The 18,207-nt window shown below is 73.6% G+C and carries 17 protein-coding genes; 4 read left to right on the top strand and 13 right to left on the bottom strand.

Translation table 11 applies throughout. The features are described from left to right. Positions 1 to 18: 18 nt before the first annotated feature. Both HYQ63_RS06465 and HYQ63_RS06460 read right to left on the bottom strand, forming a co-directional pair. On the bottom strand, positions 19 to 753 hold the full coding sequence (locus HYQ63_RS06465) for a maleylpyruvate isomerase family mycothiol-dependent enzyme (protein WP_179932958.1): 735 nt from the start codon (positions 751 to 753) through the stop codon (positions 19 to 21). A gap of 49 nt (positions 754 to 802) precedes the next feature. Beyond that, complete coding sequence (locus HYQ63_RS06460) at positions 803 to 2,035, bottom strand: MFS transporter (protein ID WP_179932957.1); 1,233 nt, start codon at positions 2,033 to 2,035, stop codon at positions 803 to 805. On the opposite strand from HYQ63_RS06460, the gene HYQ63_RS06455 reads away from it, so the two are divergent. Next, complete coding sequence (locus tag HYQ63_RS06455) at positions 2,014 to 3,279, top strand: ROK family protein (RefSeq protein WP_179932956.1); 1,266 nt, start codon at positions 2,014 to 2,016, stop codon at positions 3,277 to 3,279. The two genes, HYQ63_RS06460 and HYQ63_RS06455, sit on opposite strands and share 22 nt — an antisense overlap. Before the next feature lie 11 nt (positions 3,280 to 3,290). Here HYQ63_RS06455 and HYQ63_RS06450 read toward each other — a convergent pair whose 3' ends face one another. Both HYQ63_RS06450 and HYQ63_RS06445 read right to left on the bottom strand, forming a co-directional pair. Next, positions 3,291 to 3,878: a DUF4865 family protein gene (locus HYQ63_RS06450; RefSeq protein WP_179932955.1), complete on the bottom strand. Its 588-nt coding sequence runs from the start codon at positions 3,876 to 3,878 to the stop codon at positions 3,291 to 3,293. A 39-nt stretch (positions 3,879 to 3,917) separates the two neighbouring features. Then, entirely contained in the window at positions 3,918 to 4,514 is a 597-nt protein-coding gene (locus HYQ63_RS06445; RefSeq protein ID WP_179932954.1) for a TetR/AcrR family transcriptional regulator, read from the bottom strand. Positions 4,515 to 4,642: 128 nt separating this feature from the next. Between HYQ63_RS06445 and HYQ63_RS06440 the strand changes: the two genes are divergently transcribed. After that, positions 4,643 to 4,936 (top strand): SHOCT domain-containing protein, encoded by a 294-nt coding sequence (locus HYQ63_RS06440; RefSeq protein ID WP_179932953.1) that lies wholly within the window; start codon positions 4,643 to 4,645, stop codon positions 4,934 to 4,936. 14 nt (positions 4,937 to 4,950) lie between these two features. Here the strand turns inward: HYQ63_RS06440 and HYQ63_RS45885 are convergent, their stop codons facing one another. Beyond that, a complete protein-coding gene (locus tag HYQ63_RS45885; protein WP_257231668.1) occupies positions 4,951 to 5,634 on the bottom strand; it encodes an ATP-binding protein in 684 nt (227 codons plus the stop codon). Between the two features lie 186 nt (positions 5,635 to 5,820). Further along, the gene (locus tag HYQ63_RS06430; RefSeq protein WP_179932952.1) at positions 5,821 to 6,147 is read right to left on the bottom strand and encodes a hypothetical protein; all 327 of its coding nucleotides are present in this window, start codon (positions 6,145 to 6,147) and stop codon (positions 5,821 to 5,823) included. Between the two features lie 176 nt (positions 6,148 to 6,323). On the opposite strand from HYQ63_RS06430, the gene HYQ63_RS06425 reads away from it, so the two are divergent. Continuing rightward, positions 6,324 to 7,445 carry a PLP-dependent cysteine synthase family protein gene (locus HYQ63_RS06425; RefSeq protein WP_179932951.1) on the top strand — a complete coding sequence of 374 codons (1,122 nt, stop codon included), beginning with the start codon at positions 6,324 to 6,326 and terminating at the stop codon, positions 7,443 to 7,445. A gap of 94 nt (positions 7,446 to 7,539) precedes the next feature. Here HYQ63_RS06425 and HYQ63_RS06420 read toward each other — a convergent pair whose 3' ends face one another. Beyond that, positions 7,540 to 8,010 carry an SRPBCC family protein gene (locus HYQ63_RS06420; RefSeq protein ID WP_179932950.1) on the bottom strand — a complete coding sequence of 157 codons (471 nt, stop codon included), beginning with the start codon at positions 8,008 to 8,010 and terminating at the stop codon, positions 7,540 to 7,542. Between the two features lie 32 nt (positions 8,011 to 8,042). Then, positions 8,043 to 8,894, bottom strand: a complete 852-nt coding sequence (locus HYQ63_RS06415) for a DeoR/GlpR family DNA-binding transcription regulator (protein WP_179932949.1) — start codon at positions 8,892 to 8,894, stop codon at positions 8,043 to 8,045. Positions 8,895 to 9,114: 220 nt separating this feature from the next. Here HYQ63_RS06415 and HYQ63_RS06410 point away from each other — a divergent pair, with 220 nt between their 5' ends. Then, positions 9,115 to 11,487 (top strand): hypothetical protein, encoded by a 2,373-nt coding sequence (locus HYQ63_RS06410; protein WP_373689201.1) that lies wholly within the window; start codon positions 9,115 to 9,117, stop codon positions 11,485 to 11,487. On the opposite strand, the gene HYQ63_RS06405 is transcribed toward HYQ63_RS06410, so the two are convergent. The 5 genes from HYQ63_RS06405 to HYQ63_RS06385 form a co-directional block, all read right to left on the bottom strand. Further along, positions 11,457 to 13,907, bottom strand: a complete 2,451-nt coding sequence (locus HYQ63_RS06405) for a right-handed parallel beta-helix repeat-containing protein (protein ID WP_179932948.1) — start codon at positions 13,905 to 13,907, stop codon at positions 11,457 to 11,459. The genes HYQ63_RS06410 and HYQ63_RS06405 overlap by 31 nt on opposite strands. Positions 13,908 to 14,092: 185 nt before the next feature. Further along, on the bottom strand, positions 14,093 to 14,695 hold the full coding sequence (locus HYQ63_RS06400) for a hypothetical protein (RefSeq protein WP_179939805.1): 603 nt from the start codon (positions 14,693 to 14,695) through the stop codon (positions 14,093 to 14,095). Positions 14,696 to 14,786: 91 nt separating this feature from the next. Beyond that, entirely contained in the window at positions 14,787 to 16,430 is a 1,644-nt protein-coding gene (locus HYQ63_RS06395) for a GAF domain-containing sensor histidine kinase (RefSeq protein ID WP_257231667.1), read from the bottom strand. Positions 16,431 to 16,592: 162 nt separating this feature from the next. Beyond that, on the bottom strand, positions 16,593 to 17,480 hold the full coding sequence (locus HYQ63_RS06390; RefSeq protein ID WP_179932946.1) for a universal stress protein: 888 nt from the start codon (positions 17,478 to 17,480) through the stop codon (positions 16,593 to 16,595). A 95-nt stretch (positions 17,481 to 17,575) separates the two neighbouring features. Continuing rightward, positions 17,576 to 18,043 carry an ATP-binding protein gene (locus HYQ63_RS06385; RefSeq protein WP_257231666.1) on the bottom strand — a complete coding sequence of 156 codons (468 nt, stop codon included), beginning with the start codon at positions 18,041 to 18,043 and terminating at the stop codon, positions 17,576 to 17,578. Positions 18,044 to 18,207 lie beyond the last annotated feature (164 nt).

Below are 18,207 nucleotides of genomic sequence, written 5' to 3'. Positions count from 1 at the left end.
GCCCACCCGCATGTCCGCTCACACCCGCGACTGCTCCCGCCACACCTGCGCGAGCGACAGGTCGCCCTTGCCGCTCAGCGCGCTGTACGGCAGGCGGTTCCACGCCACGACATACAGCTCGCCGACCGGGCCCGTCAGCTCGCAGTCCGCGTCCCCCTCGGCGCCGCGCGTGGTGTGCGGGGGCTCTGCGGAGAGCCGCACCGTCCAGACGTCGTCGGTGTCCGTGGCCCGCAGCCGCAGGGTGCGCGGGGTGTCGATCCGCACCCGGCTGCGCTCCAGCCCGTGGAAGCGGGTCAGCAGCTCATCGATCCCGTCCGCCGCGAAGGCCGGGTCGAAGGGCGAGTGGTCCGCGCCCAGCGCCGATTCCGCGTCGACCCGGTGGATCGCCGTCTCATGGGCCTGCCGCCGGGCCCAGAACGCCAGCGGTGAGGGAGCGGGCAGGAAGGCGAAGCACTCCAGGTCCGGATCGGCGTCGGCAAGCGCCTTGACCAGCGCGCGATGCCCCTCCCGGAACCAGGCCACCAGCTCGGCGCCGTCCAGCTCCGGGTCGTCACCCAGCTGCATCCTCTCCAGCAGGCCCTCGGTGACGTACCGGGTCGCCCACCGGTGCACCCGCCCGGTGTGCGACAGCAGCTCCCGGACCTGCCACCCGGGGCAGGTGGGCACCCGGGCGTCCGTGCCCGCCTTGGCCGCGGCGTCGGCCATCAGGTGTCCCTCGCGGTCCAGGACGTCGATCAGCTCGGCAATCTCCATGGCGGAATTCTGCCAGCCACCACCGACATGCGGGGTGACCTGGCGGAATTCAACCAACCCCTGGGTGTGCCGCGTTGCGCGTGGCGTACGCGACGACGGCCGCGACGGCCGCCAGCGCCGCGACCGTGGTGAGGGCGGCGGGCAGCGAGAGCCAGTCGGCGAGGAAGCCGATCGTGGGCGGGCCCAGCAGCATGCCGCCGTAGCCGAGGGTGGAGGCCGCGGCGACCCCGCTGGGGCCGGTCAGCGCGCCCGCCCGGGCGATGGCCACGGGGAAGAGGTTGGCCAGGCCGAGCCCGGTGACCGCGAAGCCGAGCAGGGTGAGCCACACCGTCGGCGCGAGCGCGCCCAGCAGCATCCCGGCGGCTGCGGTGGCGCCGCCCGCGGTCAACGTCGTGGTCTGGCCGAGCCGTTCGAGCAGGGCCGTGCCGGATAGCCGCCCGATGGCCATCGTCAGCGCGAAGACGGAGTAACCGGCGGCGGCGACCCCGGCGGACGCGTCGAGGTCCTGGTGGAGATGGAGGGCGGCCCAGTCCGCCATCGCCCCCTCGCCGTACGCCGTGCACAGGGCGATCAGGCCGAACACGGCGACCAGCCAGCGCGCGGGCCCCCGCCGCGCTCCGGCGGATGCCTCGGCCGCCGGGCTCGTAGCGGTTTCGGGTGGCGACGGCGGCGGAACGGAGAGCAGCGTCCGGCCCGCGCCCGCCGCGAGCACCAGCCCGACGGCGGCCAGCAGCGCCAGATGGCGGGTGGGGGAGAGATGGTCCGCGATCAGCCCGCCGAGCCCCGCCCCGGCCATGCCGCCCAGGCTGAACGCCGCGTGGAAGCTGGGCATGACCGGCCTGCGCAGCGCGGCGATGAGGTCGACGGCCGCGCTGTTCATGGCGACGTTGAGCCCGCCGAAGCCGGTGCCGAAGACCAGCAGCACCAGTCCGAGGGCGAGCGCGGAATGGGTCAGCGGCGGCAGCGTGACGCTGAGCGAGAGCAGCACGGCGAGGGCGACCGTCGTGGCGTGGCTGCCGAAGCGGCGGCAGAGCCACCCGGTGGTCATCATGGTGGCCGTGGCGCCCACCGATACGCACAGCAGGGCCAGTCCCAGGGCGCCCGCGGAGGCACCCGTCTGGTCCTTGATCGCCGGAATGCGGGCCACCCAGCCGGCGAAGACGAATCCGTCGAGGGCGAAGAAGACGGTGAGGGCGGCGCGGAGTTGGGAGAGGGCGCGCTCCGGAGCGGCGGCGGCGCGTTTCCCCGTAATGGCCGTCCATGTTTTGTTTGGTGTCGGCACAAAGTGAGAATAGAGCCGTGACCCAGACACGGACAAGGCTCGAGCGAGGCCGGGGCGCTCTTGGCCCGGCACTGGCACTCGTACATACCGGCCGCGCGCCCACCCGCGCGGTGCTCACGACCGAACTCGGGGTGACCCGCGCGACCGCGGGGGCCGTCGCCGCCGAGTTGGAGGCGCTCGGCCTGATCGAGGTCGACGCGCGGCCGCTCGGCTCCGCCGGGTCGCAGGGCCGCCCGTCGCACCGGCTGGCGGTCGCGCCGCGCGGGCCCGTCGCGCTCGCCGCCCAGGTCCACGCCGACGGCTTCCGGGCGGCGCTCGTCGGCCTCGGCGGAAACATCGTCGCCACCGCCCCCGGCTGCATGACGGTGCCCGCCGACCCGGCGCACGTCATCGACGCGGTCGTCGAGGCCGGGGCCCAGCTGCTGCGCGAGACCGGCCGCCGCTGTGTGGGCGCCGGGCTGGCGGTGCCGTCCGCGGTCGCCGAACCGGAGGGCACCGCTCTGAACCCGCTGCACATCGCCTGGCCCGCGGGCGCGCCGGTGCGCGAGCTGTTCACCCGGAGCCTGGCCGCGGCGGGAATCCGCGGCGCGGACGGGGAACCCCTCACCGGCCACGCGGGCAACGACGTCAACCTCGCAGCCCTCGCCGAGCACCGGCACGGCGCCGGGCGCGGCGCCCAGCATCTGCTGTGCGTCGCCACCGGACACCGCGGCGTCGGCGGCGCGCTGGTCCTCGACGGGCGGCTGCACACCGGCAGCGCGGGGCTCGCCCTGGAGGTGGGGCATCTGACCGTCAACCCCGAGGGGCCGGCCTGCCACTGCGGCAGCCGCGGCTGCCTGGACATCGAGACCGACCCGCTCGCCTTCCTCAACGCCGCCGGGCGCGATCCCGGCCCCGAGGTGTCCCTGCTCCAGCGGGCCCGCGACCTGATCCGCGAGGACTACGCCGACCCGTCGGTGCGGGCCGCCGCCGAGCAGCTCATCGACCGGCTGGGCCTCGGGCTCGCCGGGCTCGTCAACATCCTCAACCCCGACCGCATCATCCTCGGCGGCCTCCACCGCGAGCTGCTGGAGGCCGATCCGGAGCGGCTGCGGGCGGTCGTCGCCGAGCGCAGCCTGTGGGGGCGGAGCGGGGGCGTGCCGATCCTGGCGTGCACGCTGGACCACGACAGCCTGGTGGGCGCGGCGGAGCTGGCGTGGCAGCCGGTGCTGGACGACCCGCTGGCGGCGCTGGGCGTGGCGTAGCCGCAGCTACCTCACCACTGCCGCCCCTCGGGGAGCGCGGCCAGGCCGGGCGCCGAGAGGTGGAGCACCTGGTAACGGTCGCCGGGCTCGTCGGACGGCGCGGAGTCGGCCCAGAGCGTGAAGCGCACCAGCTCCCAGCCGCGCGGGTCGATGCCGAGGGCCGCGGAGTGCACGCCGTCCGCGGCCGCCCGCCGCGGCAGCTCCTCCACCGCGCCCTCGACGGCGGTCGCGGGGTCCGCGGCGGCCGGGACCGGCACGGTGTGGCGGACGGCGGTGCGCGGCGCGGTGCCTGCGGCGGGGCCGCGGTGGAAGGCCAGCCCCTGCCAGTGTTCGACGACGGGGCGGCCGAAGTCCCGGGCGATGCCCCGGAATCCGGGACCCCACAGGAAGCGGTTCATGGCGTCCGGGGCGGACCAGAGGTAGAACGGCGCGTACGCGTTGACCGGCGAGCCGTCGACCCCGCGCTCGCGGATGCCGTACGCCTTGAGGCCGAGCCCCGGGAAGTCGTCCAGGAGCGGCCCCTTCGACTCCACCCGGTGCCGGATGATCTTCATGTCGTAGTCGGCGGGCAGCGTGATCCGGTACTGCATCGCATGCATGAGGCGGACTCTTTCCTTCTCCTGGAACCTGGAATTCCCTTACCGGGATGGGGAATCGGGCGCCCGGTAGGCGGTCAGCAGGGCCAGCAGACCTTCCACGGCGCTGTCGAAGGGCGCCGCCGACTCCGCCGCGCGGGCCAGGACATAGCCGCCCTGTACGGTCGCGACGACCGTCGAGGCGGTGCGCTCCGCGTCCAGCCCGGCCGTGAACTCGCCGCCCTCCCGCCCCTCGGCGAGGACGTCCGCCAGCCGCCCGCGCAGCCAGTCCAGCGTCTCGTCCACCGGCTGTCGCAGGACCGGGTCGGCGATCACGTCCGGGTCCATCGTCAGCCGCCCGATCGGACAGCCGCGCAGCACATCGCGCTCGCGCAGCAGATATCCGCGGACGCGGTCGTACGCGCCCCCGGGACCGGACAGCGACGCCTCGGCGGTGGTCCGCATCTGCTCGGCGGTGCGGCGTATGGCCGCGAGCGCGAGATCGGGCTTGCCCGTGAAGTGGTGGTACATGCTGCCCTGGCCCGCACCCGCCCGCTGCTGGATCGCCTTGGGGCTGGTGCCCACATAGCCGCGCTCCCACAGGAGTTCCCGGGCGCTCTCGATCAGCCGTTCCGAGGTGGTCATGCGGTCAGTGTACATACTAGTAGGTACAGATCGCGTACTCCCTGCGGACTACATGAACTGCCCCCGGCCGTACGACGACCCGGGCGCCGCCGGGCGGGACGCTCGGAAGCGACCTTGCGGAACCACCGAGGAGCGCGATCACCATGAACACCCTGGCGCACGGCTTCGCCGACGGACCCGGACCCGGTCCGTGGATTCTCTTCTTCCCCCTGATGTGGGCGCTGGTCGTCGGCGGCGGGCTCTTCCTGCTGCGGCGGGCGGGGTGGCGCGGACGCGCCCCCTGGCAGCAGGGCCGTCCGGCGCTCGGCGAGCAGTCGCCGATCGTGGTGCTCGGCCGCCGCTTCGCGGCCGGTGAGATCGACGAGGACGAGTACTGGCGCCGTCTGTCCGTCCTGGACGAGCAGTTCGGCCGGCACGCCGAGGGCGGTGCCGGCTGAACGCTCGGGGATTCTCAGTGGGATACGGCCGACCGGGCGGCCGGCGCCCGCTCCCGTACGGGCGGTGCGGAGGCCACCGCCGGTGCGGGGGCGGGTGCCGCCACGGGGGCCGGAGCGGACACCGGAGTCACGGGGGACACCGGACTTGCCGGGGATACCGGAGTCACCGGGGACACCGGCGCCGGTGCGGCGGCCGGGGTGGGGGCCGTCACCGGTCGGACCGCCGGGCCCGCGCGGTGCGGCGGCGCGGTGCGGACCGCTCCGTACGCCGCGTAGGGCGAGCCGTTCACGGTGGCGGGCTGCGGCACGGCCAGGGTGAACCAGACGACCTTGCCGCTGCCGTCGTCCCGTACGTGCATGCCCCAGGTCTGGCTGACCGCCGCCACCAGCGCGAGCCCCCGGCCGTGCGTGGAGACGGGGTCGCATTCGCGGACCCGGGGCAGCCGCGGATCCTGGTCGCGGACCGAGACTGTCAGCCGGTCCATCATGAGGGCGATCTCCACCGTGCACTGCTTGTCCGGCTCGGCGTGCCGGTGCACATTGGTGAGCAGCTCGGTGACACCGAGCGCCGCCGGGTCGATGAGCGGATCCAGATGCCAGTAGCGCAACTGCGCCGACACGATTCTGCGGACCTGACCGATCCGCGACGGCAGGGCTTGCAGCTCCACCGTGCAATGCCTGCTAGGACGACTGATCACGGCTGCGACTCCCTGAAGAAGTTGGGGCTAGCCTGATGCAGATGCGGGCGACGAACGCGTTCGGCAGTGGTGGCTGCCGTGCGCGACCGGTGGGCCGGTTCTCAGCGTCACCGCTTGTTGACCCTCAGTGATACTGATGCTCGTCCAGGGTCGGTCCCCCCGCGCGCATGCGCAACTCGGCCGCCTTCACCCCTTGCGGACGTGGTCCCGGGCGGAGCGGACCGCGTCGAGGAAGCGGCTGGCGGCGCCGGAGCTGGACGGCTTGGCCGCGTCGTGCTGGCCGAGGGTGAGGCGGTAGCGGGTGCCGTTGAGGGTCGCCATGGCCTGATCGCCGTCCACGAACCACGGCTTGCTCGCCCGGACCGACTGCACGGGCGCGCTGTCGATCTCGCGCCCGTAGCTGGTCAGCAACTGGAGCCTGCCGTCCTTGATCGAGACCTGGCCGGCGCGGGTGACCGAGCGCAGGAATCGCTCGATCCGTACGCCCCTGGCGTTGAACTCGGTATCGGCCATCACGACCGCCTCCCCGGTGGCTCCGACTGGCAAGCACGCTGCTGCCTCATTCTCCCTGCTGCGCAGTGTGCCCGGGACCGGGCCGGGGCACCAGGGCGCACCGGGGTCCCTTTAGGATCGAAATGGACCGAGTATGCCACTCGGACCGGGCACGGGGCACAAGCACGAGGAGCGGCGTGGACAGTACGACGCGGGCGGTCGTCGACACGGTTGACGTGGACCGCAGCGACCACGACTACCGGGACTGGCTCAAGGAGGCCGTCCGGAAAGTGCAGGCCGACGCCCAGCGTTCGGCCGATACGCACCTGCTGAGCTTCCCGCTCCCGGAGCGGTGGGGGATCGACCTCTACCTCAAGGACGAGTCCACCCATCCCACAGGGAGCCTCAAGCACCGGCTCGCCCGTTCGCTGTTCCTCTACGGGCTGTGCAATGGCTGGATCCGCCCCGGCAAACCCGTCATAGAGGCGTCCAGCGGTTCCACCGCCGTAAGCGAGGCGTACTTCGCGAAGCTGATCGGGGTCCCCTTCATCGCGGTGATGCCGCGCACGACGAGCCGGGAAAAGTGCCGCCTGATCGAATTCCATGGCGGCCAGTGCCATTTCGTGGACGACCCACGGAAGATGTACGAGGAGTCCATCGCGCTCGCGGCGGAATCCGGGGGCCATTACATGGACCAGTTCACGTACGCCGAAAGGGCGACCGACTGGCGAGGCAACAACAACATCGCCGAGTCGATCTACCAGCAGCTGCGGCTGGAGCGCTACCCCGAACCGGCCTGGGTGGTCGCCACGGCGGGCACCGGCGGCACCTCCGCGACCATCGCGCGCTATGTGCACTACATGCAGTACGACACCCGGGTGTGCGTCGCCGACCCGGAGAACTCGTGCTTCTTCGACGGCTGGGTGCACCACGACGCCCACGCGTGCAGCGAGTCCGGTTCCCGCATCGAGGGCATCGGCCGCCCCCGGATGGAACCCAGCTTCGTGCCCGGCGCGATCGACCGGATGATGAAGGTCCCGGACGCGGCGAGCGTCGCCGCCGTACGGGCGCTGGAACGGGTGATCGGGCGCAAGGCGGGCGGTTCCACGGGGACCGGGTTGTGGAGCGCGTTGAAGATCGTTGCGGAGATGGTCGCGCAGGGGCGCACGGGGAGCGTGGTGACGCTGCTGTGCGACCCGGGCGACCGGTATCTGGACAAGTACTACTCGGACGCCTGGCTGGAGGAACAGGGGCTGGACATCGAGCCGCACGCGAAGGCGATCGACACCTTCCTGGCGACCGGACACTGGCCGGACTAGCTCACCACCCTCAACGCCCTCATCGCCCGGGACGGCCCGGGGACGGCCCCGGGGGCGCGCCCGGGACGGCCCCGGGGGCGGTCCGGGGGCGGGCTCAACCCGTTGTCAGGCGCCGGTCCAGGCAGCGGACCGCATCGTGGAACGCCCGCCGCAGCCCCGGGCGGAGGGCCCGCGCCGAGGCCCGCACCACCGCCGTGCCGTCCAGCGCGAACGTGTAGCGCACCACCGTGCCGGAGTGCCACGGCACCAGCCGCCATTCCTCCAGCAGCGCCCGCAGCCCCGGTACGTTCGTCTCGTCGATCCGGTACGCGTACCGCTCGCACGGGTCCGCCGCCACCACCGTCTCGCGGAAGCGGGTGCCGCCCAGGAGGCGGATCTCCCGCCCCGTCCCGTCGGCCGTCGGGCGGGCGTCGGTCACCTGGCGGAACCAGCGGGGCCAGCCCTCGACATCGGCCAGCGCCCCGAACACCGCCTCGGGCGGCGCCGACGCCTCGGCGGTGAAGGCGAGTTGGACCGGGGCGGTTCGGGTGTACTCCAGCCCCACGGAACGCAACTGGTATGCCATGGGGCCACGATAGCCGCACGGCTGTCGCTCCGTCAGATGTCCGACGCGGCCTCGATCGGCTCGCCCGCCACCACCAGCTCCGGCAGATACTCGGCGATCTCGGCACGCGCCCCGGCCGGCAGCCCCGGGTCCGTCACCAGCGCGTCCACCTGGTCCAGCGAGGCGAAGGAACTCAGGCCCACCGTGCCCCACTTGGTGTGGTCGGCGACCACCACCACCCGCCGCGCGGACCGCACGAAGTGGCGATTGGTCTCCGCCTCCGCCAGGTTCGGCGTGGACAGCCCGGCCTCGAACGATATGCCGTGCACCCCGAGGAAGAGCACGTCGAAGTGGAGCGAGCGCACCGCGGCGTCCGCGACCGGCCCCACCAGCGTGTCCGACGGGGTGCGCACCCCGCCGGTGAGCACCACGGTGGCCGCCCCGGGGCGCGGCGCAGCCCCGCCGAGCGCCGCCGCCGACCGCTGCGCGTTGTAGAACACGTCCGCCACCCGGACCGAGTTGGTCACCACGGTCAGGTCCGGCACCTCCAGCAGCTGCTGGGCCAGCGCGAACGCCGTCGTCCCCCCGGCGAGCCCGATCGCCGTGCCCGGGGTGACCATCGCCGCGGCGGCCTTGGCGATGTCCTCCTTCGCGGTCAGCTCCAGGCCCGACTTGGCCTCGAACCCCGGCTCGTACGTGCTCGCTTCGGCGACCGGCACCGCGCCGCCGTGCACCTTCTCCACCACGCCCATCCGGGCCAGTGCGTCCAGGTCGCGACGGACCGTCATGTCGGACACATTGAGCTTGCGCGTCAGCTCGTTGACCCGCACCCCACCGCGCCGTCTGACCTCGTCGAGAATCAGGGCGCGCCGCTGCTCGGCGAGGAGATTCTGGTTGTCGCTCACCCTGCCCGTTCCCTTCCGGTCGGCGCACGTCGCCCGCGCGGATATCTTCGCATGTGGGGCGGACAGCCGGTCCCCGGAGCACCGGGGGGTTACGATTTCGCCACGCCCGGCCTGTCATGCTCCGTGCCCCACCCCGCTGGGCACAATCCTGGAGCGGACACCGGGGCGGAACGGCCGCACGACACCGGGATCGGGGGGCACGGTGGCATCGACCACGGGCATGGGCGCATCGGCAGCGGGGGCGGACCGGGCGCTGGGGGTGTCACCGCCGCCACGGAACGGTCCGCCGCCTCCCGACCTGGAGCTCCTGGTCCACGGCGTCGGCGGCACCACGCCCCAGGAGATGCTGTGCGATCCGCGCACCACCCCGCTCACCGGCGACGAGACCGCGGCGGTCTACCGGCGCATCGACGACATCGACGCCGAGTCGCGCCCGGAGGACTACCGGGACGGCCCGGTCCGCGAGGCGTACGTCTGGTCCAACCTCACCTCCGGCAACAGCGCCCGCGCCCTGTGGCTGCTCCTGCTGCCCTTCATGGTCGTCAACCTGGCCCACTGGATGCGCCCCGCGGCCGACCGGCGGGAGCGCACCGTGCGCACCTACGGGCTGCTGGTGCGCGTCGTCGCGCTCAGCCTGACCGTGCTGCTCATCGCCGGGGCCTGCGAGGTGGCCCTCGACCTGGTCGCCTGGCAGTGCGCGGGTTCGGCCGACTGCGCCGACGGCACCTGGCTCGGCTTCTTGTCCGCCGGGGACGACGGCTGGTGGAGCCAGCCCGGCCGCCGGCTCGCGCTCACCGCCGTCGTACCGGCGGCCCTCAACGGCCTCCTGTGGTACCTGTCCAACCGCACCTGGAGCGCGTACGAGTCGCAGCCCCCGCTGGAGCTGCCGGTGGACGAGACCTGCGCCGAGTCGGGCAACCGCCCCGCGCTGTGCCTGCCGGGCTTCTGGTACGGCCGCCGGATCGTCGCCCGGCTGCGCGCCGCCCACACCGCCGCCGGATTCCTGACGATCGCCGCGGGCGTCACCGCGGCCACCGCCCGGTACGACCGCGCGGCGGGCGGCAGCGCCCTGCTGGACGCCGTGGGCTGGACGCTGCTCACCCTGGTGGTGACCGGCGGGTGCACGGTGGTGTTCGTGGTGTGCCGCCGCGGACGCAGCGAGACCAGGGCCGACAGCGACCTGGACCGCCTCACCATCACCTTGCTGCCCGGCGCCGCGCTCGGCGTGCTCGCGCTCGCCATGCTGTACGCGGGCTGGTCCCGCCCCGGCTGGGTCTCCCACGGGAAGCTGCCCGGCGACCAGACGTTCGTCACGATCGCGGTCGTGCAGGGCGCGCTCATCGTGGCCATCGCCGTGTGCGCCCTGCTCCTGTACCGGGAGGCGCCCACCGCGCGCACCCCGCTGCGCGGGCTGGCCGGCCCCGCCGTCGCCATGCTCGCCTGCGGGCTCGGCTCGGTGCTCGCCGGAGGCGTCGCCCAGCGCATCGCCGACTGGCTGGACGGCGGCGCCACCCCGGGCGAGGGCGGCACGATCGCGCCCCCCGTCCTGCTGTCCTGGTGGGCCACGGCCATACCGGTCCTGCTGCTGATGATCCTGCTGCTGGCCGTGATCACCGCCCTGCGGGCCTGGCGGATCCGCGAACGGCTCATCCCCGGCGTCCTGGACAGCTATCCGGGCGAGCCGGCCGACGCGGTGCGCACCCGCCGGATCGCCACCACGATCGCCCGCGCCGGGCTCACCGACTCCAGCCCCTGGCTCGTCGGCCCCGTCGCCCTGTTCACCCTGCTGCTCGGGGGACTCGCGGTCGCCGGGACCTGGGTCACCAACGAGGTGCCGGGGCGGGCCGCCGACGACAGCCCGGGATTCGTGGACGCGGCCACGCAGACGGCCCAGGCGCTCGGCTCCTGGATGATGGGGTTCGCGGTCCTCATGCTGGTCACCTGGGCCCGCCGCGCCTACCGCAGCCCGTCGGCCCGGCGCACCATCGGCATCCTGTGGGACGTCGGCACCTTCTGGCCGCGCGCCGCGCACCCCTTCGCCCCGCCCTGCTACGCCGAGCGCGCCGTCCCCGACCTGACGTGGCGGATGGAGACCTGGACCCGCACCTACGGCGGCCGCCTGGTCATCTCCGGGCACTCCCAGGGCAGCGTGCTGGCCGCCGCCGCGGTCTGGCAGGTCGACCTGCGCACCCGCGCCCAGGTCGCGCTGCTCACCTACGGCTCCCCGCTGGAGCGGCTGTACGGGCGCTGGTTCCCCGCCTACTTCGGCCCCGCGCAACTGCGCTCGCTCCACGGCGAGGTGCGGTGCTGGCGCAACCTGTGGCGCTACACCGACCCCATCGGCGGGCCGATCCGGCTGTCCGACGGCACCGGGCCCGAGGTGGACTGCGACGCCTTCAAGGACCCGCTCGCGTACGGTCGCACCGCCGAACACCCGCTGCCCGCACCGATCCTGGGGCACTCCGAGTACCAGGCGGACCCGGCCTTCGACCGGGAGCGGGCCGCGCTGCTGGCCCGGCTCCCCGAGCGAAAGCCCGGCAGCGCGGCCGTACCGAAACCGGCTCAGAGCAGTTCGGGCAGGTCCTCCGGGTAGAGCAGGGTGAGGTCGTCGGTGGTCGGGTCGCTCAGCTGGGCGACCCGGCCCGCGTGCCGCTCCACCATCGCCTCGAAGGTCTGCCGTGCGGTGCGGCCGTTGCCGAACGCCGGGCCCTTCGGGAGCGCCGTGAAGTACTTCAGCAGCGCCTCCGACGCGCCCTCGCCGATCCGGTACTCCTGGTCGTCGGCCTGCTGTTCGACGATCCGCAGCAGCTCCTCGGGCGCGTAGTCGCCGAAGGTGATGGTGCGTGAGAAGCGGGACGCCACCCCGGGGTTGACGGACAGGAAGCGCTCCATCTCCGCGGTGTACCCGGCGACGATGACCACCACCGAGTCCCGGTGGTCCTCCATCAGCTTCACCAGGGTGTCGATCGCCTCGCGCCCGAAGTCCCGGCCGGAGTCCTCGGGGGACAGCGCGTACGCCTCGTCGATGAACAGCACCCCGCCGCGCGCCCGGTCGAACGCCTCCTGGGTGCGGATCGCCGTCGAGCCGATGTGCTCGCCGACCAGGTCCACCCGGGAGACCTCCACCAGATGGCCGCGCTCCAGCACCCCCAGGGAGGCCAGGATCTCGCCGTAGAGCCGGGCGACCGTCGTCTTGCCGGTGCCGGGGGAGCCGGTGAAGACCAGGTGGCGGCGGACGGAGGCGGCCTTCAGCCCGGCCTCCTGACGCCGCCGCCCGACCTCGATCATGTCGGTGAGGGCGCGCACCTCGCGCTTGACGCTCTCCAGCCCGACCAGCGCGTCCAGTTCGCCCAGCACCGTGGTGGAGGGCCGTACGGACACCGGCTCGGCGGCCGGGGTGCCGGGTGCGGCCGCCAGGGCCGGGGGCTGGGTGGCGCGCTGCGCCGGGATGCCGCCCAGCAGCCCGCCCGTCGAGGCGGCGGTCTCCACGGCGGGTGCCGGGAGGGCGGGGGCGGTCGCCGGGGTGGTGACGGCGCTGGTGGCGCTCTCGTCGCTGGTGCAGTCCTCGACGGCCGGGCCCGCCTCGGAGAACTCGTAACCGCCGCGCACGCACCGCTCGGTGCGGCACCGGGTCAGGGTGGTGCGGCAGCCGTCGATGATGTGGAAGCCGTAGCCGCTGCTGCCCGTCACCCGGCAGCCGGTGAACGTGCCGCGGCCCTCGGCGGACACATAGAACCCGGCCTCCGTCGGCGAGGAGACCGTGGTGCGCTCGACCGTCGGATCGGCGCCCTTGGTGACGATCACTCCGGTCGCGGCGCCGTCGATGGTGCAGTTCGCGAGGGTGCCGCCGCTGCCGTGGTCGCGGAACCAGGCGCCGGTGGCCGCCTCCCGGATGCGGCAGTCGTCCAGCTGCGCGGTCGCCCCGTCGCTCACCGACACCGCCGTGTTGCGCACCTGCGACAGATCGCTGTCGACGACGTCCACGCGCGAGCCGCGGTCCAGGACGAACAGCGCGTCCGGGACCTCGCGCACCCGGCACGAGTCGAGCACGGCCGTGGCGCCGTCGCTCACCCACACCGCCGGATAGTCGCCCGTGCTCTCGTTCAGCTCGCACTGGTTGGCGTCCACCCGGGTGCCCGGATCCCACACCGACAGGCCGTTGCGCCCGAACCGGCGCACCGTCGAGCGGGTCAGCGTCAGGACCGAACGGGACCGCAGGTCGACCGCGTTCTCCGGGACGTCGTGGATCTCGCAGTCCGCGAGCGTGAGCACGGCGTCGGTGTCCAGATTGACGCCGTCGCCCGTCGTGCGGTGCACCCGGCAGTCGGTCAGGTGCCCGGTCGCCCGCGAGGAGACGGTCACCCCCGCGCCCCGGATCTCGTACACCTCGCAGCCGACGGCCTCCAGCGAGCTGCCCTCGCCGGTCAGCGAGACCCCGGAGCCCGAGGAGTGGTGGATGCGGCAGCGCTCCAGGCGCGGGCGGGCGCCGCCGCGCACCGCGACCCCGGACTGCCCGGCGGCCACCACCTCGCAGTCCTCGTACACCCCGCCCGCGCCGTCCAGCACGCTCAAGCCCACGCCCGCCGGGTTGTCCACGGTGCAGCGCCGCACGGTCGGCCGGGCGCCGCCGCGCACCTCGATGCCGACGGCGGAGCGCGTCGCGACCCGCAGATCCGTCAGCTCCGGAGTGCCCTCCTCGACCAGCAGCGCGGGCGACGCCGAGTCCATGCCCTCCACGTGCAGGTCCTGGACCACCGCCGACGCGCGTATCGTCAGCGCGACGCCGTCGGCGGGCGCGATCCGCACCGAGCCGCGCGAGGAGCCCTCGGGGCCGCGCAGGGTGACGGCCCGTCCCACCACCAGATTCTCACGGTAGGTGCCGGGCGAGATGGAGAGCACATCGCCGTCCCCGGCGGCCTCCAGGGCCGCGGCGAGGGAGGCGTACTCTCCGGTGCGGCGCCGCCACCGCGACGTTCCGCTGTGCGTCACCTGGACGACCGAGCCCTGTGCCATGGTGCTGCTGTGCCCCCACCTCGTGCGAATGCCGGATGTGCGCGACTGTGCCGCTGTTCACGTGAAGGCCCCACCGTAGCGTGCGCGCGGCACGCCGAGTTGACCTGCCCGGAAGCCCGGTGCACAAGGTGTCCTGGTGACAAGGAACGTACCGGGGCAATACCCGGTCCACGTTACTGTCCGCGTCAGCTGTCCGCGTCGGCCCGGCCCCAATCCTGGCGAGCCCGCTCCCACGCGATGTCCCACTGGGCGTAACGACGGCGCATGAGACGCCATACGACCAGCCGCCGGGCGCCGTCGACCAGCCCCGCCGTCGCCGCGCCCGCGCCGATCCCCGCCAGCGCGGCGTGGGTGGCCGCGGTGGCCGAGTCCAGCGGACGGGGCCTCAGCCGGCCCTGGTCGTCCGTCCAGATACGGAACGTCTCGCCCGGGTCGGCGCTCGGGCGGGCGCCGAGCGTGCCCTCGTGCCTGCTGCCGTCCGGGCCCGTCCACTGGGCGAGCACCCGGCGCTGGGCGTCGCGCGCGGAGGCGGTCTCGGGGTCGGAGTCTATGGGGGGCTGCGGCAGCACCTTGACCACGGTCGCTGCCACCAGATGGCGTTCGGCGCGCTGCTCCTGCGCGGTTCTCGCCAGCGCACCGTGCGCCAGGGAACCCGCTGCCCAGCCCGTGGCCGGGGCCGTGAGCAGGATCAGTACGGCGGCGACCAGTGCCGCCCACGCCTCTGCCAGGTCGGTCTTACGGCGCAGCGGGTTCCGCCGCCAACGCCACAAGCCCTTGATCATTCGCATCATCCGCACGTCTTTCGACAGTCCCCTTCCCCGTTCGTGGATACCGCATGGGAGGCCGGATATGCGCGAATTCGGAGAAGAGAGAGCCATATCACGGGCTGAGCCCTTTGGTCGCGCGCGCGGGGCCGTCGGGGGTTCGTGGGACGCGCCACACCACCCGGGTGCCGCCCGCCTCGGGGGTTTCGATGGTCAGCGTGCCGCCGAGCAGCTCGGCCCGCGACCGCATGTTGACCAGCCCGCCGCTGGGGGCCGCGTCGCCGATGCCCACCCCATTGTCGGTGACCGTGAGCACGACGTCGGCGCCGACCGTGAACCGCACGTCCACCCGCTGGGCCTGTGCGTGCCGGACGGTGTTGCTGAGCGCCTCGGCGAGCACCGCAAGCGCCTGATCACCGGTCTCGTCCGGCACATCGGTGTCGACCGGTCCGTCCATCAGCAGCGACGGCGTGAAGCCCAGGGTGTCCGATGCCGACCGTACGGCCTTCACCAGCCGCCTCCGCAAGGTGGCCGGTTCGCCGTCCTCGTCCCCGACCGCCCGCAGCGCGAAGATCGTCGAACGGATGATCTTTATCGTCTCGTCCAGGTCGTCCACCGCCCGGCCGACCCGCTCACCCGCCTCCGGATGGTCGATCAGCCGGCTCGCGCTCTGGAGCGTCAGCCCCGTCGCGAACAGCCGCTGAATCGCCAGATCGTGCAGGTCACGGGCGATCCGGTCGCGGTCGTGCAGCAGCGCCAGATGCTCGGACTCGGCACGGTGCCGGGCCAGTTCGAGCGCGAGCGCCGCCTGCGCGGCGAAGCCCGACAGCAGCTCCACCTCGTGGTCGTCGAACGCGGGCCGCCCCGCCAGCCGGCACAGCCGCAGCGCCCCGGAGGACCGCTCGTGGGCGACCAGCGGTACGGCCACCAGCGGGCCGAACTCGCTCTCCTGGTCCGGCAGCGGCCAGGCCCGCGCCCGGGCGTCGGTCCGTACGTCGCTCGCCACCGCGGGCCGTCCGGTGCGCACCGCGAGCCCGGCCAGCGAACCGTCGGAGGGCACCACCAGACCGCTGATGCGCTCCGCGTCGTGGCCCTCCGCGACCTCCACCATCAGGCTGTCCGTGCCCGCGGCGGGCAGCAGGATGGCCGCGGAATCGGCCAGCGAGACCTGGAGGGCCAGCCGGGCGATCAGGCTCAGCACCTCGGCCGCCGGAGTGCCCGCCAGCAGCGTGCGGGTGATCACCCCCAGCGCCTCCAGCCACTGCTCGCGACGGCGGCTCTCGTGGTACAGCCGGGCGTTGTCGATGGCCACCCCGGCGGCGACCGACAGGGTGGTCAGCACCGCCTCGTCGTCGGGGTCGAACTGGGCGCCACCGCGCTTCTCCGTGAGGTACAGATTGCCGAACACCTGATCCCGGACCCGGATCGGCACCCCCAGGAATGAGCGCATCGGCGGATGGTCCTCCGGGAAGCCATGGCTCGCCGGATGCTCGGACAGATCGGTCAGCCGCAGCGGCTGCGGATGGCGGATCAGCTCGCCCAGCAGACCGTGGCCGCTCGGCAGCGGGCCGATCCGCCGCGCGAGATCCTCCGATATGCCCACCGGCAGGAACTGCGACAGCCGGTTGCTGTCGACCACGCCCAGCGCCCCGTACTGCGCGTCCGCCAGCACCACCGCCGACTCCACGATCCGCCGCAGCACCTGCTCCAGATCCAGCTCGCGGCCCACGCTCAGCACCGCCTCCAGCAGGCTGTGCATCCGCCCCTGCGTGGACCGGGCGGCATCCAGCCGCGCCTGTAGCTCGTCGAGAAGCTGATCCAGCCGGAGTTGAGGCAGAGCAGGATGACGCCCCTGACCCCCAGACACCTGAAACCCCCTCGTCGCCGCCCCGGGACACAGGATATCGAGGCGGAGGAGCCGTCAGGGCTGCGGGATCACCGCCACCGGGCAGCGCGCGTGGTGCAGCACGGCGTGGTTGACCAGGCCCAGTTGCATCCCGAAGTGACCCTGCCGCCGCCGGGCGCCCACCACCAGCAGGCCGGCCTGGTCCGACGCGTCCAGCAGCGCCTTGCGGGCCGGGCCCTCGACCGCGCGGTAGGCCACCGGTACGGGCGGTCGCGCCATCTCCGTCACCCCGCCCAGCGCCTCGTCCAGCAGCTCGGCGGCGTGCCGGGCGTGGTCCTCGTGCGGCCCGTGGTCGTCCGGTCCCGCGCAGCGCCAGGCGTGCACCGCCTCCAGCTCGCAGCCCAGCAGCCGGGCCTCCCGGAGCGCGAAGGCGACGGCGGGGGAGGGCGAGGGGTGTTCGTGGTCACCCGGGCGCTCGCGTTCGGCGATGCCCACCGCGACGCGGTTCATCCGGCCGTACCCGCCCTCCGGGCGGCCGCGGACGACGATCACCGGGCAGGTCGCGCGCGCCGCGATGCCCAGCCCGACCGAGCCCAGCAGCAGGGACGCGAACTCGCCGCGCCCGCGCGACCCGACGACCACCGCCTCCGCGCTCTGCCCGGCGCGCAGCAGGGCGGTCACGGGGTCGTCGGCCGCCAGATCGGTCATCACCTTCAGCGCGGGGGCACGCCGCCCGGCCCGCTCGGCGGCGGTGGCCAGCACGGTCTCGCTGTGCAGGCGCTCGGTGGGACGGTCGGCGGCCGTGGCGGAGACGTAGCCCTCGTACCGCTCCCACAGGGAGGCGTGCACGATGCGCAGGGGGAGCCGCCGCCGGGCCGCCATCGCGGCGGCCCAGTCCAGAGCGTCGGAGGCGGCGTCCGAACCGTCGACCCCGACGACCACGGGAAGCTCCACCGTGCCCACCGCCTCTCCTGTCGGCACCTGGCTGTATTCCCGCTCATTGTCCCGTCGAAGCGGCGGCCGTGACGCGGTATCGGGGCACCAGGAGTAACGGCCGGCTAACGCAGCCGCATGGCGAGCGTCACGACGGCGCCCATGGCCCCGGCGCTGATCACCAGCCGGTCGGTGACCAGGCGGGTCAGCCACAGCCCGCGGCCGCTGGTCGCGCCGTCCAGCCCGGGCAGGATCTGCGGGATGACGTCCTCGGAGAAGCCGGGGCCGGAGTCGCTGATCCGGCACTCCAGCTCGTCGCCCACCCGCCGCAGCAGCAGGGAGCCCGTGCCGCCCGCGTGTTCGATCGCGTTGCTGGCGATTTCGTCGACGGCGAGGACGAAGTCCCCGCGGCGGGCCTCGCTGAGCCCGGCCCAGGCGGCGCACTCCTCCACGAGCACGCGCAGCCGCGGCAGCTCGCCGGCGGTGAAGCGGCGGTGCAGCAGATGTTCCAGGTGTGCTCCGGCTCGGTTGGCGGACCGACGGAGAGAGTCGGCTGGCACCAGGGCCTCCCGTGTGACGAGGGCGAGCGACATCAGGGTCGGTGAAGGAGCCGAGGGTATGGGGTGCGGGGCGCCATCGGGAGGCGTGACCACAAATGACGTGTCATAACGGCAACTCGACGGGAAATGACTAAAGGAGAGTCGGTACGCGCTCATCGGCGTATCGCTTTGGATCGACGGCCGCTCGCACGCACGGT

It is taken from the genome of Streptomyces sp. Rer75, assembly GCF_013414305.1.
GTDB classification, from domain to species: Bacteria; Actinomycetota; Actinomycetes; order Streptomycetales; family Streptomycetaceae; genus Streptomyces; species Streptomyces himastatinicus.
The sequence above is the reverse complement of the archived record's forward strand: the minus strand, read 5'-3'. Positions and strand labels throughout refer to the sequence as shown.

Excerpts from the sequence above, each read along its gene's own strand:
- HYQ63_RS06465 (WP_179932958.1), bottom strand. The coding sequence starts at position 753 with ATGGAGATTGCCGAGCTGATCGACGTCCTGGACCGCGAGGGACACCTG.
- HYQ63_RS06385 (WP_257231666.1), bottom strand. The coding sequence starts at position 18,043 with ATGTCGCTCGCCCTCGTCACACGGGAGGCCCTGGTGCCAGCCGACTCT.
- HYQ63_RS06405 (WP_179932948.1), bottom strand. The coding sequence starts at position 13,907 with ATGGCACAGGGCTCGGTCGTCCAGGTGACGCACAGCGGAACGTCGCGG.
- HYQ63_RS06445 (WP_179932954.1), bottom strand. The coding sequence starts at position 4,514 with ATGTACACTGACCGCATGACCACCTCGGAACGGCTGATCGAGAGCGCC.
- HYQ63_RS06400 (WP_179939805.1), bottom strand. The coding sequence starts at position 14,695 with ATGCGAATGATCAAGGGCTTGTGGCGTTGGCGGCGGAACCCGCTGCGC.
- HYQ63_RS06455 (WP_179932956.1), top strand. The coding sequence starts at position 2,014 with ATGTTTTGTTTGGTGTCGGCACAAAGTGAGAATAGAGCCGTGACCCAG.
- HYQ63_RS06440 (WP_179932953.1), top strand. The coding sequence starts at position 4,643 with ATGAACACCCTGGCGCACGGCTTCGCCGACGGACCCGGACCCGGTCCG.
- HYQ63_RS06420 (WP_179932950.1), bottom strand. The coding sequence starts at position 8,010 with ATGGCATACCAGTTGCGTTCCGTGGGGCTGGAGTACACCCGAACCGCC.
- HYQ63_RS06410 (WP_373689201.1), top strand. The coding sequence starts at position 9,115 with ATGGGCGCATCGGCAGCGGGGGCGGACCGGGCGCTGGGGGTGTCACCG.
- HYQ63_RS06395 (WP_257231667.1), bottom strand. The coding sequence starts at position 16,430 with ATGCACAGCCTGCTGGAGGCGGTGCTGAGCGTGGGCCGCGAGCTGGAT.
- HYQ63_RS06450 (WP_179932955.1), bottom strand. The coding sequence starts at position 3,878 with ATGCATGCGATGCAGTACCGGATCACGCTGCCCGCCGACTACGACATG.
- HYQ63_RS06430 (WP_179932952.1), bottom strand. The coding sequence starts at position 6,147 with ATGGCCGATACCGAGTTCAACGCCAGGGGCGTACGGATCGAGCGATTC.